Origin of the sequence: Variovorax sp. PAMC26660 (assembly GCF_014302995.1) — a bacterium.
In the GTDB taxonomy this organism is placed as follows: domain Bacteria; phylum Pseudomonadota; class Gammaproteobacteria; order Burkholderiales; family Burkholderiaceae_C; genus Variovorax.
In genome coordinates this window covers 5,937,423-5,955,052 of sequence record NZ_CP060295.1, presented here as the reverse complement: position 1 = coordinate 5,955,052, position 17,630 = coordinate 5,937,423, and the positions used below count along the sequence as shown (strand labels likewise).

Here is a 17,630-nt window from a genome sequence, read left to right as displayed (position 1 = left end):
TCCAGTGAGTCCGCCGCCGAGTTGGGCATTCGCGACGATCCGCTATGGTGACCCTGCATGCCACCCTCGTCAACGTCGTCCTGTGGTCTTCTCCATCATGCTTGCCGGTTGCTTTATTCGTCCGCAAACGGACGCTCGACCGGCCGGGTCGAAAAAACCAATGCCTCTATGGCTGTGGCGCGCGGAAAACGCCATCAATCACCGTCTTGAATTGCTCATTCGTCGGTGGCTGATAAAGGACAGGACTGTCGAAATCCGCGAGCGCGCCGACAAGCCCGGCTGCGATCCCCGCTCCCACGCCGGCTTGCAGAGGAGACATCGTCGGTGGAGCGCTTTGGAGGGCGACGGCTGTCGCCGCATCGATACTGCCATCGCGAACCGGACTCCCCTTTGTCGCCAGCTCCCTCCTCTGCGAAAGAGCATCGGCCAGGGTTTTTGCTCTGATCTCCTGATAGCCGTAGTAGAAGTAAATGCGCGGCGACTTCGATGAATCCGTGGGCATCCACACACCGCCTCTCAAAAGCGCCAGGTCTGAGCCGAGCATCCACCATACCGAGTGCAAATCTCCGAGATAGAACTGACCGGATGCGTTTTCCTTCTCGAGGCGATATGTTCCCGGCAAAAGATGGACCTCGGCCTCTTTTCCAAAGGCTCCCGAGAACTTGTACGAGGCGTCGGCTTCAAGGTTGACGATGCGCGGCGATGTCGCCTTTTGAAGGCTGGAAACCTCCGGCGGGGCTGCACACCCGAGACCCAGGGAGCAGATGGCGCAGGCCAGCAAAGTTCTCAGAATGCCCATCATCAAGAATCCTTCTTTGTTTTCGTGTCTGTCGCGGAGCGACGCAAGTGAGCACGGCTCGCGCGCCGCGCTCAAACGTTTGCCGATGCCTCGCGCAACGCCTTGGTATCGATCTCGCTGGTCCTTGTGGGTCGACGCATGCGCCCAGCGGCGACTTCCCGGACGAGCACCCAGACCGAGCGTGTGATCGGGTCGTCGGGTTCGGCGGAACGTGCAGTGTCGATTTCCTTGCGAGCGGCGGCCATGTTGCCGGCGAACAGATGGGCGACCGCGAGATTGGTCCGCAGTCCTGCGTCCCCGGGCGTCGCCTTGAGCGCCTCTTGCGCATAGAAGACGGCGACATCCAGCTTGCCAGCCTCGGTCGCGCTGATGCCCGCCTCTCTTGAGTGGGCTGTGTTGCCCGGATCGATGAGATACGCCTTGGACAGGCAATCGAGCGACGCGTCGAACTCACCAAGCAACTGGAGAAACTTGCCTTGCATCCATAGTGCGGCTGCATTGCCCGGATGCAGGGCCAGGACCTTTTCAAGCAGCGCAATTGCCTTGCGCATCTCGCGCGCGACGAGAAAGCCAGGCTTGAACGGTGGAACCAGCGCGTAGATCTTGTGCTTGTCCGCAATGCCCCGAGCCTGGTCCCAAACGCGATTGTGTTCGTCGCGTTGAGCGTCGGAAAGCGCCCGCCCGCCACTTGGCTGGGTCCCGTACGGCCGCCCCACATAGACCTCGCACTGCTGCTCTTTGTCCCAATAGACCTCGACGTTGCCCTGGCTGCGAATGAATTCCAGGCGCGAGGCGTCCGTGCGCACGAAGTCGAGTGGTTTTTGCGAGACCGATCCCTGGAACTTCCAGCCCCCAGGCATCACGATGCGCTGCTCGCGCGTTCCCTTGAGGAACGCGACTGCGACTTCGCCTCCGATTTCATCGAGGGACATCCGCGTTGTGGCGAGCCAGGGCGCTGGCGCGCCGCTTCGTCCGAGCTGCTCTATCAGGCACGCGTCAACTTCGCCTGCGCCAGAAGTCACGCGCAGGCCCAGCGATTGCATGTGAACAAGAAAGGTCTCGGCGTCCGCAACAGCCATGAACCCGACGCTCGCAAGTTCGTCGTCGAAGCAGAACGCTCCAGTCGGAACGGCGGCGGCAAAGGCGGCCCATCCTCCAGGGATTCGCTCTTCGATGGCGTCACGCCGCACGACCGCGCACACCGCTTCAATCAAGACCGCCATATCGCCCTCCAGCGACATCAAGAGACGCCAAATGGTACGGGACACGAAAACCCGTTTGGATTCATCCCCCGATCAAGGCAGACTAAGGCATGGACAAGCATTTCCTGACCCCGCTTTTCGCCCCGGCTTCCGTCGTCGCCTTCGTCGGCCACACCGACGATCCGGGCGGCCAGGCCCCCGCGGGCCGCACGCTGCGCGAGGCTTTTCGCGCCGACCGCTTCGGCGGCACCCTGCGCTTTCTGGACGTTCGCACCAAGGGCACGCTGGAAGAACTGTCGCAGACCCATGCCGACCTGGCACTGATTGCGCTGGCGCCGCGCGACGTGGCGGCTGCGCTGGAGATCGCCGGGCGCATCGGTTGCAGCGCCGCCGTCGTCATTTCGAGCGGCATCAGCGCCGAGCAGGCCGACCAGTGGCGCAAGATCGCGCGGCGCGAGGGGGTGCACCTGCTGGGGCCGAACTCGCTGGGCTTCCAGCGTCCGCTGCTGCATCTGAACGCCAGCATCGCCGGACCGCTGGCCAAGGCGGGGCCGCTCGCGCTGGTGTCGCAGTCGGGCGCCCTCACCGCGTCGATGCTCGACTGGGCGCGGCACAACGGCGTCGGCTTTTCCAGCGTGGTGTCGCTCGGCCCGCACACCTCGGTCGACATTCCGCAGGTGCTGGACTTCCTGGCCAACGACCAGGCCACGCACAGCATCATCGTGTACCTCGAAGGCATTGCCGACGCGCGCCGCTTCATGAGCGCGCTGCGCTCGGCTTCGCATGCCAAGCCGGTGGTGGTGCTCAAGGCCGGCCGCAAGCCTGCCGGCAACGAGGCCGCGCAAACCCACAGCGCCGCCATCGTGGGCAGCGACGACGTGTTCGATGCCGCACTGCGCCGCGCCGGCGCCGTGCGGGTGCGCTCCTTCGTCGAGCTGTTCTCGGCGGCCAAGTGCCTGGCCTCGCGCTACCGCCCGGTGGGCAAGCGGCTGGCCGTGGTCACCAACGGCGGCGGGCCCGGCGTGCTGGCGGCCGACTGGATCAACGAGATCGGCCTCGATCTGGGCAAGCTGTCCGCCCCCGCGCAGCGGCTGCTGCAACCGACGCTGCCGCCGCTCGCCTCGCTGGCCGACCTGATCGACCTGTCGGAAGACGCGACACCCGCGCACTACCGGGCGGCCATCGATGCCGCCTCGGCCGACAGCCAGGTCGATGGCGTGCTCGCCATCTTCTCGCCCAAGGCCGGCGCCGATGCGGCCGCCACCGCCAAGGCACTGGCCGACATTCCGCGGCCGATGAACAAGCCGCTGCTGTCCTGCTGGATGGGCGACGCATCGGTCGGCAAGGCGCGCACCGTGCTGGCCGATGCCACCATCCCGAGTTTTCGCACGCCCGAAGCGGCGGTCGGCGCCTTCGGCAACATCGCGGCCTTCTATCAGAACCAGCAGTTGCTGCAGCAGACGCCGCCGCCGCTGTCGGAGATGGCCAAGCCCGACATCGAAGGCGCACGCCTGCTGATCGAAAGCGTGCTGGCCGAGCGCCGCCGCGTGCTGACGGAGATGGAGTCGAAGTCGCTGCTGTCGTCCTTCCACATCCCGATCACGCGCACGCTGCTCGCGCGCAGCGCCAACGAAGCCATGATGATCGCCACGCAGTTGGGCTTTCCAGTGGCGCTGAAGATCGATTCGCCCGACATCTCGCACAAGTCCGACGTCGAGGGCGTGGCGCTCAACGTGATGAACGGCACCAGCGCGCGCGACACCTACATCGAGATGATGGAACGCGTGGCGCGCCTGGCGCCCGAGGCGCGCATCAACGGCGTGACCGTGCAGAAGATGGTGCGCGCGCGGCGCGGCCGCGAAATCTATGTGGGCATGGTGACCGACCAGCCTTTCGGCCCCGTCATCGTGTTCGGTGCGGGCGGCACCATGATCGAGCTGCTGAACGACCGCGCGATGGAGCTGCCGCCGCTCAACCAGTTCCTGGCGCGCCGGCTGATCGAACGCTCGCGCGTGGCTGAGACATTGGGCGAATGGCGCGGCGCGAGCGCTGTCGACATGGAAGCGCTCGAACACGTGCTGCTGCGCGTATCGGAAATGGTGTGCGAGCTGCCCGAGCTGCGCGAGATGGACATCAACCCCATCATCGTGGACGAATCGGGTGCCATTTCGGTCGATGCGCGCATCGTGGTCGACAGCAGCACGCAGGCGGTGGCGGGCCATGTGGGCAACGGCTACCAGCACCTGGCGATCATGCCGTACCCCGCGCGCTACCGCCGCGAGTGGCCGTTCTCGGGGGGCGGCACCTACATCGTGCGGCCGGTGCATCCGAACGACGCGCAGATGCTGCAGGCGCTGGTGCAGGGCCTGTCGCCCGAAAGCCGCTGGTTCCGTTTCGTCTCGCGCTTCCACGAGCTGCCGCCGTCGATGCTCTCGCGCTTCACGCTGATCGACTACGACCGCGAAATGGCGCTGGTGGCGGTGGTGCTGGACCGCAGCATCACGCCCGACGGTACCGTGCTCGAAAGCGAACGCATCGTGGGCGTGTCGCGCTACATCACCAACCCCGACCAGACCAGTTGCGAGTTTTCGCTGGTGGTGGCCAACGAGTTCAGCGGCAAGGGCATCGGCTCGCGCCTGATGGAAAGCATCATCGACGTGGCCCGCGACAAGGGCCTGGCCGAAATCGACGGACTGGTGCTGGCCAACAACCCCGACATGCTGAAGCTGGTGCGACGGCTGGGCTTCAGCGTCAAGCCCTTCCCGGAAGACCCGGACTTCAAGCTCGTGACGTACTTGCTGTAGCCCCCCGCCCTGGAGCGGGAGGCCACGGCAGGCACGCAGCGCCGCTCAGTCCGCGTGGTTCATGTCCGTGCATTCATGCGGATCGGCGCGGCACATCTTCTCGTAGGCCACCACGGCCTTCCTGCGCTCGCTCAAGGCCAGCGGCGTGCGGAACGGCGCGAGGATTTCCGCGAGCGACATGCTCACGCCGTTCTTCACCACGTACTCGACAGCGGCCGCGGCCTTCAGGTCTTGCAGCGGATTGCCGCGCACCATCACCAGGTCGGCCAGCTTGCCGACCTCGACCGTGCCCAGGTCCTTGTCGACCCGGCTCATCTTCGCGGCGTTGAGCGTCACGTCCTGCAGCGCCTGAAAGTTCGAGGCCGCCATGCCTGCCGCGCGCAGGTTGGTCTGCAGCGCGATGCCCGGCGCGACCAGCGGCGTGTCGGTGCCGATGGCCATCAGGCCGCCGGCGCGTTGCACCTTGGCCGACTGTTCGGCGTCCTTGCGAGCGCCTTGCAGGATGGCGTCGGTCGGCACGGCCGTGCCCGTGAGGCCGGTCAGGAAGTTCGGCGGAATCAGCAGGTTGAAGCGCTCGTCCGTGGTCATCGACGTGTCCTGCCCCACCAGCGCAAGCGAAGAGAACAGCGTGTCGACCAGATGGAAGTCGGCCTTCGCATGCAGGTCGTAGGCGTCCTGGTACGTGAAGCCGCCGACCGACTTCGACCAGCCATAGCCCATGCGCTGCGTGGCCGACAGGTGCGTGGTGCCGGCGATGCCCGCCGCCGCGCCCGGCGCCAGCATGTGCGTGCCGGTGGGCACACCCATGTCGAGCCCGGCCTGCGCGATCTTCGTCATGATCGGAATCGGCGCGCGCACATAGGACTTCAGGTAGTCCACGCCCATCGCCTTGGCCTTGGCGATCTCCAGGTCTGCCACCTCGGGCGTACGCAGGGTCCGAGCAAAGCTGTAGAAGAGCCGGTTGCCTTCCCACAGCGGCGGCGACACGAACAAGCGCGGCCCGACGAGGTTGCCCGAGTCCAGCGCCTCGCGCATCTCGATGCTCTGGTGCAGCGGCCCCGCGACCGATTGCGTCGAGGTGATCCCGTAAGCCAGCATCGACGCGGCCACCTGCCCGAACTGCCCGCCCTGGTAGAGCGTGAGCGGATGAAAGTGCGGGTCCCACAGACCCGGCATCACCGTGAGCGCCGAAGCGTCAATGAACTTGGCGGCCGTCTTGGCCGATGCGGGATCGTGCGGCCGGATCGCGGTGATGCGGTTGCCGTCGATCACGATGTCCATGTCGGTCTTCAGCGTTTCGCTGTTGCCGTCCCAGAGGCGGCCGGCATGCACGATGGTCGTTCCCTTCGACACGGCCTGCGTCCACGATAGGTTCAGCGGCACTTCGGTCGCGCCCGAGCCATCGGCGGCAATGGTCTTGAGCTTGTCGGTGGACTTGTAGAGGATCGTGCGCGAATCGCCGGCCCATGAAGGCAGGTCGGCCGCTTCCTTCGTGATCGCCACCGGCGCACCGGCCGGCGAGCCGTCGGGCTTCAGCGGCATCACGTGCAGCACCGAATCCATGATGAAGGCGACCTTGCTGCCGTCCGGCGAAACGGTGGCGGCGCCCTCCTCGCGGTCCGATATCTGGCGCGGCACTTCGGCCACCGGATAGAAGGTGCCAGTCTTGCCCGCCACGTCGATCACGCGCAGCTTGTTGTAGCCCTCGCGGAAGCGGTTGTTCATGCGCTCGTTGTCGACCAGCACCACCTTCTTGCCATCGGGCAGCCACGACGGCGTGCTCACCTGCGAACTGACCTGCGCGATGACGGTCTGCGCCGTGCGCGAGCCCACATCCCACACTTCGAGCTGGCCCGAGCCGGTGGTGTAGGCGATGCGGTCACCCGAGGGCGACATCTTCGGCGTGACCATCGACTTGGCGCGGATCGCGGCCAGCCGCGTGCGCTTCTTCGATGCGATCTCGACCTGGTCGATGGCCAGCGCGCCCGCGTTGTCCTTCTCCGTGGAGAAGTAGACCGACAGGCCATCGGGCGTGAACTGCGGGCTGCCGTCGCGTGCGATGTCGTTCGTCAGGCGCACGGGAGCCTGGCCGATCTTCATCACCCAGACGTCGTTCAGCGCGACGAAGGCCACGCTCTGCCCGTCCGGCGAGATCACCGGGCCGCTGATGCCGTGCACCGGCTGCGGGCCCATCAGGTTGAAGCCCCGGTCCTTCTGCTTGTTGATGGCCGGGCGGCGCACCGTCAGCATCGCGCTGAACGGCACGTCGGCCGGCTCGGTGCCGGTGGCGCTGCGAATCTTGATCTTGCCGTCGGCCGTGTACATGAAGCGGCCGTCCGCCATGTAGCGAACCGGGAACGGAAAGAAGTCTTCATTCGGCGCGATGTCCTTGCCGGCGACCGTCAGGGCCTTGCGGTCGTTCTGGAACACGAGGCTCGCGCCGTCGGGTGTCCATGCGGGCATGGTGCCGGCGCCGACGAGCTTCGGCGCCTCGCTGCTGCCGATGGGCTTGGTGAAGACCCGCGCCGTGTCCACGAAGGCAAGCTGCTTGCCGTCGGGTGACACGACCGGGTTGCTTTCCGCACCGGGGCCGGTGGTCAGCGCCACATAGTTCGGCTCGGTCAATGACACGCGCCAGATCTTGTACTGGCCGTCGTTGCCACGGTCCGATGCGAAGACGAGGCCGTTGCCATCGGGTGTCCACGTCGGCTCGCGGTCGTCGTAGGGGCCGGTCGTCACGCGGCGCAGGTCCGCGCCGTTGGGCCGCACGACCCAGATGTGATAGTTGCCTTCCGCGTCGTAGTTCTGGAACGCGATCACGCTGCCGTTGGGCGACCACACGGGGGCGGTGGGCTCCATGTCCCAGCTCGTGATGCGCGTGGCGGTGCCGCCGGCGAAGGGAATGATCCAGAGCGCGCCCATGGCCGTGAACGCGATGCGCTTGCCGTCGGGCGAGGGCGTGGCCGCCATGTTCGTGCCCTCGTGGAACTCGACCGACACGTCCTTGGTCGAGCCCTGCAAGGTGTTCACGCTCACCACCGGCACGGCGGGTGGCGTGATGCCCGAAAGATCGACATACGGATTCCGGCCGCCGCCGTCACCACCGCATCCCGCGACGAACAGCGACGCTGCGGCCACCGCCACGAGCGTTGCCCTGCGGGTTCTGGCAAATGGGTTCGGAAGGGGGTTCGAGTGAAGTACCGGACGGTACGAAACCGACGGACGTGCGAGTGCCGCCGCATGCTTGCGCATGTTCATGAGCTTGTCTCCTGTTGGTCTTTTTTCTATTCGCAACTTCGCTTGCGAACGCGCGGCACCTCACATGAGGAATGCAAGGTGCCAGGCCACTTTGTGTGTGCTTTCTGACAGTCCGCTTACCTGTTACGGTTGGAGATAATTGCGGCACTCACTTTTTGAAGCTCCGAATGTTCCTGCGCTTTTTTGGCCGCCTCTCGGCATCGCTCCTCGTGCTGCTGTCCGCGCTGTGGGCCTGCCTCGCGCTCTGGTATCAGTTGCCGGTGCCATCGGCATTGAAGATCGCCGCAGCGGTGCTGTGGGCCGGCTTCGGCCTTGTCGCCATCGCGCTGCTGTGGCGCGGCAGGGCTGCACGCGCCCTGCTCTCTTACGCCGTGGGCTTCGCGATGCTGATGTCCTGGTGGGGCACCATCCTTCCATCGCAGAACCGCGAGTGGGCAGACGACGTGGCACGCCAGTTGATTGCCCATGTGGACGGCAGCGTGGTCACCATGCAGAACGTACGCAACTTCGACTGGCGCAGCGACACCGACTACACCCAGCGCTGGGAAACGCGCCGCTACGACCTCGACCGCATCCGCTCGGTCGACGTGGCCCTTTCGTACTGGACAGGCCCTGCCATCGCGCACACGCTGGTGTCCTTCGGCTTCGACGACGGCCAGTTCGTCACGTTCTCCATCGAGATCCGCAAGAAACGCGGCGAGAGCTTCTCGTCCATCGGTGGCTTCTTCAAGCAGTTCGAAACCAGCCTCGTCGCGGCAGACGAGCACGACATTCTTCGCGTGCGCACCAACGTGCGCGGCGAAGACGTCTACATGTACCGCGTGAGCCTGCCGCAGCCGGCGATGCGCTCGCTGTTCATGGGCTACCTCGACGAAGGCGCGGCGCTGGTGCGCGCGCCGAGCTTCTACAACACGCTCACTGCCAACTGCACGACCATCGTGTACGCACTGGCCAAGCACGTCGTGCCCGGGCTGCCGATGGACTGGCGGTTGCTGGCCTCGGGCTACCTGCCCGACTACCTCTATGACGTGGGCGGCCTCACGGCGGGCTACAGCCTGGAAGCGCTGCGCGCACAAGGCCGCATTACCGACCGCGCCATCGCCGCGGACAAGACGCCTGGCGCCGATTTCTCGCAAGCCATCCGGCAAGGCCTCCCGGGCACCGGGGCCACGCCGTGATGCGTGCGCGCAGCGTCTCGCTGCCCGCATTGCTGCTGTGCGCCGCCCTGCTGATGGCAGGTTGCGCGGGTGTGCAGGTCGGCTCGATCTCGCCGGCCGAATACCTGGCCCAGCGCCGTGGCGACGTGCTCACCACCGGCCGCCTGAGCACCTCGGCGCAAGAGGTGCTGCGCGTGATCGGCTCCGACGCCGACCTGTGCAGCAAGGACGGCCAGGCTTGCCGGCAGGCACTGGCCGATTCGCCGGGCATTACCGACGAGCAGCGGATGTCGGCGCTGTCGGAAGTCTGGTTGCAGGTCGCGCTGGCGGAAGAAAAAAGCGGCGCGGCCACCAAGACACCTGCCACCGCGGCCATCGACGCATGGCTGGAATCCGCCCGCTACGCCTACGCCTACCTCTTCTTCACCACGCGCAACCCGCGCGACCGCGCCTTCGAAGACCGGCAGACCCAGGTACGCGACTACTACAACTACGCGGTGCAGCAGGCCATCACCGGCCTGTTCAGCCGCTACCAGAAGAGCAACCCGTCCGGGCCCGATGGATCGCAGCCGGCCATTCCGCAAGTGGGTGACTGGCACATCGACAGCGACCTGTCGGCGCTGCAGTTGCCCACCGGCGCGATGCTGCCGCGCGAGCTGATTCCTGCGGCCTCTCTCACCTTCTCGGGCCTGCGCAACATCTACCGGCGCGACGGCTTCGGGGCCGAGCTGGTGGCCGTGACCGACGAGCGCCCGCACCAGGACAAGGTGCCCTACCGCGAAACGCCATTCCCCGCGCTCACCGCCGTGCTGAAGTTCGATGGCGCCGACCTCGCGCAAGTGCTTGCCACGCGTTCACTGCAGATCGTGGCCTTCGACCCCTACAAGACATCGACGGTGAAACTGGCCGGGCAGGACATCCCGCTGGCCGCCAATTTCACCTCGGGCTACGGCCTGTGGCTTGCGCGCTCCGACTTCGCGCTGCAAGCCCTGCGCAGCCTGTTCGGCAGCGCCGACGGGCTCACGCAGCCACGCATCTACCTGATGCAGCCCTACGACCCGAACCGCCGCACGATCATCATGCTGCACGGCCTGGCCAGCAGCCCCGAGGCCTGGATCAACGTGGCCAACGAGGTGCTGGGCGACGAGACCCTGCGCCGCCGCTACCAGATCTGGCAGGTCTACTACCCCACCAACGCGCCACTGCCGATCAACAACCTCGCGATCCGCGAGGCCGTCACGCAGACGCTGGCGCACTTCGACCCGACGGGCCAGGCCGAAGCCTCGCGCAACATCACGCTGATCGGTCACAGCATGGGCGGTGTGCTGTCGCGGCTGATGGTGTCCTCGTCGGAAGACAAGCTCTGGGATGCGCTGCTCGAGGGTTACCCCATGCAGGGTGCACAGCAGGCGCGCGTTGAAAAGCGGCTCGCGCCCTATCTGCGCTTCGAGCCCTTGCCGCAGGTCAGCGATGCCATCTTCATTGCGTCGCCGCATCGCGGCACGGACTTCGCCAACAACCGCATCTCGCGCTGGATGGCCAACCTCATCACGCTGCCGGTGACGATGCTCGGGCAGCTCAGCGACATCTCGCGCGAGCTGATCCGCATCGCACCCGGCAAGCAGGACCTGGGACCGCTGCGCATTCCCAACAGCATCGACAACCTGAGCGACCGCGATCCCTTCGTGCGCCTGTCGTCGGGCCTGCCGATGAACCCGCGCGTGCGCTTCCACTCGATCGTCGGCAACGACACGCCGGGCGTGCCGCTGGCCGAATCGAGCGATGGCATCGTGCCCTATGCGAGCGCGCATCTCGATGGCGCGGCGTCGGAGCTGGTGATTCCGTCGCAGCACAGCGTGCAGGAGAACCCGCTGGCGATCCTGGAGATCCGAAGGATTCTGAGGGAGCAGCTGGCGTTGCCGGTGGCGGCAACACCGGCGGCAACTGCGAAGCCTTAGGCGCGCACCGCGTGGAGCGGTCAGTCAGGCATGGGTCCAGCGCGCATGCAACCATCGCGCAAAGGCGTCCAGCAGATACCCCAGCGCCCCGATCAGCAGGATCACGGCCATGAGCTCTGAATACGCGAGCCGGTCGCGCGTGTCGAGCACGAAGTAGCCCAGCCCGGCCGAGACGCCCAGCATTTCGGCCGGCACGAGCACGATCCAGACGATGCCGATGGCCAGCCGAACGCCCGTGAGAATGTGCGCGGTGATGCCCGGCAAGATCACGCGCAGCACGGTCTCGCGCCGCGTGGCGGATAGCCCGCGCGCGAGCATCAGCCAGTGCGGATCGATCTGCGCCACGCCTGCGGCGGTGTTGAGCAAGATCGGCCACACGGCGGCGAACGCGAGCAGAAAGTACACGGGCAGGTCGCCCACCCCGAGCACCATGACGGCAATGGGCATCCACGACAGCGGCGAGATCATCCGCAAGAACTGGAACACCGGCGTACTGCCCTGCGCAAAGCCGCGCGACAGGCCGGTGAGCACGCCCAGCGGCACGCCGAGCACGATGGCCAGCAGCAACCCGATGGCCACACGCTGAAGACTCAATAACGCGTGGTGCCAAATGTCGGCGCCCACGAGCAGGTGACCGAGCGCCACCAGTGACGGTCCGGGAGCGAAGGCGGCGGCAATGGGTGTGCGCTGCGTCAGCATCAGGCTTCCGGCCCACCATGCCGACAGCACTACAGCCAGGCCTGCAAGGGGCAACAACCAGCGGCGTTGCATCTCAGTTTTTCTCCGCTTGGTGTGCTGCTGGGTGCGTTCGGGGTGCCTGCGTTGGGGGCACGTGCATTCGGGACGCGTGCACAGGACACCGGGCACCCGAGCACGCTGTGCGTTTGCGGCCGATCAACAACCGCTGCGCACAACGCTCACGCCGTCGGCGTGGGCGCCGCCCTGAACAACGAACACCAAACACAACGGGGCAAACAAAAATACAGACGTTCATCAAACCGAGATCGTTTCGCGACGTGTGTAGTCCGCCGCCACGCCAAACACCTGCGGCCCGCCCACACTCTCGATGGCCTTGCGTACGAACCGGTCGTCGACCAGGTCGCGTGCCACGAACTTCGGGTCGAGCGCGCGCAGGAATGCGTTGTCGCCCTCTACCTTCGTGCCCTGCACCGCGCGCACCAGCTGCTCGGTGTACGAGGCAAAGGGGTACGGCTGGAAATCGATGCGGCGCTGGCTCCAGCCCTTGTGGCGCACCACACCGCTGGCTTCGTAGCTTGCGTAGTCGGTCGAGGCGAGCACCTTCGCCAGTGTCTGCGGGGGGTGTGGCGTGTAGCGGCGCTCGCCGGCGTTCGAGAGCAGGCGTGCCGCGTCGAGCCGGTTGTCGCGCGTCCACAGCTGCGCCTTGACGATGGCTGTCGTCACGCGTTGGGCCCACTCGGGCTTTTCGGCGATGTCGCGCTCGGCCATGAAGGTGACGCAGCAGGCGTGGTCCTTCCAGACGTCACCGGAAAAGCGCAGTACCTTGCCGACACCCGCGATCTCCGCTGCGGCATTGAAAGGCTCGGCCACGATGAAGCCGGCGATCGACTTGCCTGCCAGCGCCGACACCATCTCGGCCGGCGCCAGCACCACGAGGTTGACTTCCTTCGGCCCGATGGCGCCGCTGGCCGCGCGCGTGACCGCCGTCAGGCCTTCGGCGCGAAGCATGTCCTGCAGCAGCACGTTGTGGATCGAATACCAGAACGGAACGGCCACGGTCTTGCCGCCGAGGTCGGCGAGCTTGTTGATCTCGGGCAGCACCGTCAGCGCGGAACCGTTGATGTGGTTCCAGGCCGCGATCTTGGCGGGGAACTTCGAGCCGTAGCGCACCCACAGCGTGGCCGGCGTGAGCAGGTGGATCACGTTGACCTGCCCGGCCACGAAGGCCTCGACGATCTGCGCCCACGAGCGGAACATGCGGGGCGTTTCCGCGCGCAGGCCTTCCTTGTCGAACAGGCCGCGGGCGTGCGCGATCAGCAGCGGCGTGGCGTCGGTGATGGGCAGGTAGCCGATCTTCACGGGCTGGTCGTCGCCCTTGAAACCCTGGGCCATGGCATCGCCCGCGGACAGGAAAGGCGCGGCCACGGCAGCGCCGGCCAGTGCGGAAAGGCGCAGCATGTCGCGCCGCGTCAGGCCGCAGTCGCAGGCCGACGATGCACAGACGTGCGGCGATTGGCGAAGGGATGCGGCGGGAACGAATGGAGAGTCGGTCATTCGGCAGGCTTTCAGGAAGAAGAAACGGCAGCGGTTGCGGCTACAGCAGGACCGCCACCGGTCGCATGCGCCGCATGCAGCGCCGCGAGGATGTCGAGCCGCAAGGCAGTGAAGGCTGCCGCGTCTGCGGTGCGCGGGCGGCCGACGTCGACGCGCCATTCGCGCACGATGCGGCCCGGCTTGTCGCCCATCAGCAGGATGCGATCACCGACCAGGATGGCTTCGTCGATGTCGTGCGTGACCAGCAGCGCGGCGGTCTGCCAGCGGTGCACGAGCTCGACCAGCAGGTCCTGCATCTGCGCGCGCGTGATGGCATCGAGCGCCGAAAAGGGTTCGTCGGCCAGCAGCAGCACGGGCTCGCGGGCCAGTGCGCGGGCCAGCGCCACGCGCTGCGCCATGCCGCCCGACAGCTGCGAGGGAAAGAGCCCGCCCTGCCCAGCCAGGCCGACGGCGGCCAGCGCCTCGTTCACGCGCTGTTCGCGCAGCGCACGCTCCAGCCTGGGTTGCCGGACGAAGTCCAGGCCAAAGCCGACGTTGCGCGCGGCATCGAGCCACGGCAGCAGGCCGGGCTGCTGGAACACCAGCGCCGCGCGGGGGTGGGGCGCTGTCAGCGCTTCGCCGAGGAAGCGGATCTCCCCCTTAGCATGGCTTGCATGAGACGGCTCCAGATGCGCCAGCCTGCGCAGCAAGGTCGACTTGCCGCACCCGCTGCCGCCGAGCAGGCAGACGATTTCGCGCGGTGCCACTTCCAGCGACACGCCCTCGAACACCGGTGCGGCCTTGGCGTAGCCGAAGGCGAGATCGCTCGCCTCGAGCACCGGCTGGCGCGCGACGGCTTGTGGCTCTTTCTGGTTCACGTTGCGCGGGCGGCCATCGTCGCGGCCAACTGCTGCTGCGCCGCCGCGCGCTTGGCCAGCTCGCCCTGCAGTTGCGTGACGCTCGGCGTCACGATGGGAATGAAGGCCGCTTCGCGCCAGCGGCGGGCAAACGTCAGCGGCTGGTCGCGGTGGTAGCCACGGCCGCCACTGGCCTGCAGTTCGAGCTGCACGGCGTTCTGCGCCATCTCGGCCAGCGAGAGCCGCGCACGGAACAGCGCCTCGGGCTGGGTCTTGAACCGGCCGTCCGCCAGGCCTTCGTACAGCCCATCGACGATGGCGGCCAATGCCGCGCGCTGTGCGGCAATCGGCGCTTCGAGCACCGAACGGCCGGCACCGCCGCGCTCGGTTGCGGTGTCGAGCGCGGCGCGCGCCAGGCCGATCGACAGGCCGCATTGAAGCCCCAGGAAATCCGGCCGCACGGCGGGAAGAAAGCGGTTGGCCTCTTCGTGGATCAGGTCGGCCGCCTCCAGCCGCGCGCCTTCGATGCGCAGAGATGCCGTGTTGCTGCCGCGCAGCGCGATCAGGTCGAGATCGGCGCTGCGCACCACGCCCTCCTGCCCGGCCGTGAGCACCGCCACCAGCGGCACGCCGCCTTCAGCGCGCTGCACCGCGACGGCCGTCACGAAGCCTTGCGGGCGCAGGTTGGTGCACCACGGCACGGACCCATCGAGCCGCCAGCCGTTGTTCTGAGGCGTGGCGGTGATCTGCAGCGCCTCGATGCCGCCGAGGTACTTCATTGCGTTCGACAAGCCGGTGGCCCCGGCCTGCGAACCGTCGAGCAAGGCAGCGAGCCAGCGCTCGCGCAGCGCCGCGTTGGGCGACTGCAGCAGGTATTCGATGAAGGCGCGTTGGCCCCAGAAGGTGAAGGCGGCGGCCAGCGAATGGCCGGCCACGGCGGCAATGGCCTCGACGGCATCGCGCACGTCGCCGCCCTGCCCGCCCAGCGCCTTCGGCACGCCGAGCCCGAACAGCCCGGCGCACGCCAGGCGCGGGACCACCTCGTGCGCGAGCGCGTTGTCGGCGTCGAGCGCCTCGGCGTTGTCGCCGAGCCAGCGCCGGTCGGCCTCAGCCAGCATGGGCGGGCGCTCCATCGCGTTGCAGGTTTTCAGGCAGGTACGGTTGCAGTTGCGCGTTGACCGGGCTGCCGGCCAGGCTGTTCGCGAAATTGCACAGCGTGGCAAGGCTCACGCCCAGCACGACTTCCAGCGCCTGCCGCTCGGAAAAACCGGCGCCCCGGAAGGCGGCCAGGGCATCGTCCGGCACCTTGCCGCGCGTGGCGATCACGGCTTCGGTGAAGAGCCGCACGGCGTCAAGCCGGGCTTCACCACTCGCCTCGCCGCGCTGCAGCTTGCCCACGGCCTCGGCCGGCAGCTTGGCCTGCTTCAGCGCGGCGGCGGTGTGCCCGGCCACGCAGAAGTCGCAGCCGTGGATGCGCGCGGCCGTGATCTGCAACGTCTCGCGCTCGGCCAGCGTGAGCTCACCGCGCGCGGTGGCCTGTGCCACGCCCAGGTAGGTTTCGAGCGCCTGTGGCGAGTTGGCGAGGATGCCGATCAGGTTCGGCAAGAAGCCGTTGTTGGCAATGGCACGTTGCACCAGCGGGCGGCTGGCTTCGGGGGCGGTGGCTTCGGTGTGAAGGGTCAGGCGTGTCATGGCCGGGGGCAATTGCTTTTGTTGCAGCCTTTGCTGCTGATGAGGTGGCGCGTCGATTCTTCAGGCGCCGCCGCCGCGCATCAATGACCGGACGTCTCTGATCTATGCCGGTTCGTCCCCGCGCGGTGCGGCAGGCCGCGACGTGTCGCCACTGCGCGCTCGTTGCCAGGCACCGGGCTGCTCGCCCATCACTCGCTTGAAGGCGCGCGAGAACGCGGCATAAGACTCGTAGCCCACTGCCTCGGCCGCCTGCGAAATCGAATCGCCCTGCGCCATGCGTCGCGCCGCCAGTTGCATGCGCAACAGCAGCAGGAACTGCAGCGGCGACTGGTCGCAGGCCTGGCCGAACTGGCGAAAGAAGGCGGTGCGCGAAAGGTTCACCCGGCGCGCCATCTCGGCCACGCTCCAGTCGTGCGCGGGCGATTGCAGGATGTCGGCCAGAAGCGGCGCAAAGCCGCGCTTGCGCAGCAGCGTCCACAGGCCCTGCGCGTGCACCTCGCTGTGCGCCACATGCCGCAGGCCATAGAAGAACAGCAGGCCCGCGAGCCGGTCCATCGCCACCGAAGGCTCGGCGCCCACCCGCAAGGCTTCGCTGCGCATCAGGTCGAACAGCGTGGCCGCCGAGGCCATGGCCAGGTCGCCCGCGCGCAGCACCAGGCAATCGGGGAAGGCGCTGGCGATCACGTCGCGAAACGGTCCGTCGAAAGAAAAGAAGCCACAGGCCAGCCCGGTTTCGCCGAGGGCGGCGCTGCCCGACAAGGGCTGCATCTGCCGCGGTGCGCAGTCGATGCCGGGGTCGGCATAGGGCGAGAGAAAGTGCGGCACGTCGCGCATCAGGAACACGCCGTCGCGCGGCGACAGTTGCACCGATTCGCGCCCCGGCATGTGCAGCCAGCAGCGCCCTTCGAGGATCAGGTGAAAGCTGGCCCGCGCACGCCCCGCCGTCGAGGCGCGCCAGCGGCCGCAGTACTGGCCGACATGGAACAGCGTGGCGTTCCATTCGAGGCTGCCCAGCAGCCAGTCGACCACGCGGTCGGCCTGCGCGTCCGCGCCGGCATCGGCGGAAGGAGCGCGGGCATCGAACTGTCGTACGAAAGACATAAGGGCCCGAGTGTGGCCGAGCACCCTGGCAGAACCAAAGAACGAATCGGAGTGAGCTTATGCCCGGCGTGAATCCCCTCGATGGCGAACCCGCCGCATTGGCGCTCGACATGGTGCCGATGCCGAACCGCCCTTCGAGCTTGCCGAGCGCGGGCTCAGCCCCTTGCTGTGGGCCGATGCGCGCGTGCTGTTCGACCCGCTCACCAAGACGGAAGGCCTGAACGAGCACGCGCACTCCCTCAAGGGCACGGTCACCGAGGGCGTGATCCGTTGGTTCGGCACCGCGCGCCAGAACATCAAGATGGTGTCGCCGTACTTCGTGCCGTCCGATGCGTCGGTGGCCAGCCTGGCGGGCGCGCAGGCGTCGGGCGTCAGCGTGGAACTGCTCACGAACTCGCTGGCATCGACCGACGAGCCCTGGGTGTATGTGGGCTATTGGCCGCACATCCATCGGCTGCTGCAGGCGGGCGTGACCATCTATGAACTCAGCCCGCCCCTGAGCGTCAAGCGCGGCAGGCTCGGCATCTTCGGCCGCCGCACGGGTGCGCTGCACATGAAGAACGGCATCGT

General features: G+C 67.2%; 12 protein-coding genes and 1 pseudogene. 4 read left to right on the top strand and 9 right to left on the bottom strand.

Annotation, left to right across the window (positions count from 1 at the left end; all coding sequences use genetic code 11):
- Window positions 1-166: 166 nt before the first annotated feature.
- Both H7F35_RS28100 and H7F35_RS28095 read right to left on the bottom strand, forming a co-directional pair.
- Window positions 167-802 (bottom strand): hypothetical protein, encoded by a 636-nt coding sequence (locus H7F35_RS28100; protein WP_187109799.1) that lies wholly within the window; start codon window positions 800-802, stop codon window positions 167-169.
- Between the two features lie 68 nt (window positions 803-870).
- On the bottom strand, window positions 871-2,040 hold the full coding sequence (locus tag H7F35_RS28095; protein ID WP_187109798.1) for a tetratricopeptide repeat protein: 1,170 nt from the start codon (window positions 2,038-2,040) through the stop codon (window positions 871-873).
- Window positions 2,041-2,111: 71 nt separating this feature from the next.
- On the opposite strand from H7F35_RS28095, the gene H7F35_RS28090 reads away from it, so the two are divergent.
- Window positions 2,112-4,805, top strand: coding sequence for a bifunctional acetate--CoA ligase family protein/GNAT family N-acetyltransferase (locus H7F35_RS28090; RefSeq protein ID WP_187109797.1), 2,694 nt, complete (start codon window positions 2,112-2,114; stop codon window positions 4,803-4,805).
- Window positions 4,806-4,850: 45 nt separating this feature from the next.
- On the opposite strand, the gene H7F35_RS28085 is transcribed toward H7F35_RS28090, so the two are convergent.
- Window positions 4,851-8,063 carry an amidohydrolase family protein gene (locus tag H7F35_RS28085; RefSeq protein WP_187109796.1) on the bottom strand — a complete coding sequence of 1,071 codons (3,213 nt, stop codon included), beginning with the start codon at window positions 8,061-8,063 and terminating at the stop codon, window positions 4,851-4,853.
- 167 nt (window positions 8,064-8,230) lie between these two features.
- Here H7F35_RS28085 and H7F35_RS28080 point away from each other — a divergent pair, with 167 nt between their 5' ends.
- Both H7F35_RS28080 and H7F35_RS28075 read left to right on the top strand, forming a co-directional pair.
- A complete protein-coding gene (locus tag H7F35_RS28080; RefSeq protein WP_187109795.1) occupies window positions 8,231-9,241 on the top strand; it encodes a DUF4105 domain-containing protein in 1,011 nt (336 codons plus the stop codon).
- A complete protein-coding gene (locus H7F35_RS28075; protein WP_187109794.1) occupies window positions 9,241-11,178 on the top strand; it encodes an esterase/lipase family protein in 1,938 nt (645 codons plus the stop codon). The genes H7F35_RS28080 and H7F35_RS28075 overlap by 1 nt, the downstream gene beginning before the upstream one ends.
- Before the next feature lie 24 nt (window positions 11,179-11,202).
- Here the strand turns inward: H7F35_RS28075 and H7F35_RS28070 are convergent, their stop codons facing one another.
- The 6 genes from H7F35_RS28070 to H7F35_RS28045 form a co-directional block, all read right to left on the bottom strand.
- On the bottom strand, window positions 11,203-11,949 hold the full coding sequence (locus H7F35_RS28070; RefSeq protein ID WP_187109793.1) for an ABC transporter permease: 747 nt from the start codon (window positions 11,947-11,949) through the stop codon (window positions 11,203-11,205).
- Window positions 11,950-12,171: 222 nt separating this feature from the next.
- Window positions 12,172-13,431, bottom strand: a complete 1,260-nt coding sequence (locus H7F35_RS28065; protein WP_187109792.1) for an ABC transporter substrate-binding protein — start codon at window positions 13,429-13,431, stop codon at window positions 12,172-12,174.
- A gap of 11 nt (window positions 13,432-13,442) precedes the next feature.
- Window positions 13,443-14,288: an ABC transporter ATP-binding protein gene (locus tag H7F35_RS28060; RefSeq protein ID WP_187109791.1), complete on the bottom strand. Its 846-nt coding sequence runs from the start codon at window positions 14,286-14,288 to the stop codon at window positions 13,443-13,445.
- The gene (locus tag H7F35_RS28055; RefSeq protein ID WP_187109790.1) at window positions 14,285-15,385 is read right to left on the bottom strand and encodes an acyl-CoA dehydrogenase family protein; all 1,101 of its coding nucleotides are present in this window, start codon (window positions 15,383-15,385) and stop codon (window positions 14,285-14,287) included. The genes H7F35_RS28060 and H7F35_RS28055 overlap by 4 nt, the downstream gene beginning before the upstream one ends.
- Complete coding sequence (locus H7F35_RS28050; protein ID WP_187109789.1) at window positions 15,375-15,959, bottom strand: carboxymuconolactone decarboxylase family protein; 585 nt, start codon at window positions 15,957-15,959, stop codon at window positions 15,375-15,377. The genes H7F35_RS28055 and H7F35_RS28050 overlap by 11 nt, the downstream gene beginning before the upstream one ends.
- Before the next feature lie 102 nt (window positions 15,960-16,061).
- Window positions 16,062-17,060 carry an AraC family transcriptional regulator gene (locus H7F35_RS28045; protein WP_187109788.1) on the bottom strand — a complete coding sequence of 333 codons (999 nt, stop codon included), beginning with the start codon at window positions 17,058-17,060 and terminating at the stop codon, window positions 16,062-16,064.
- Between the two features lie 301 nt (window positions 17,061-17,361).
- Here H7F35_RS28045 and H7F35_RS34915 point away from each other — a divergent pair.
- Window positions 17,362-17,601: pseudogene (locus tag H7F35_RS34915) on the top strand (phospholipase D-like domain-containing protein); the annotation flags it as partial.
- Between the last annotated feature and the right edge of the window lie 29 nt (window positions 17,602-17,630).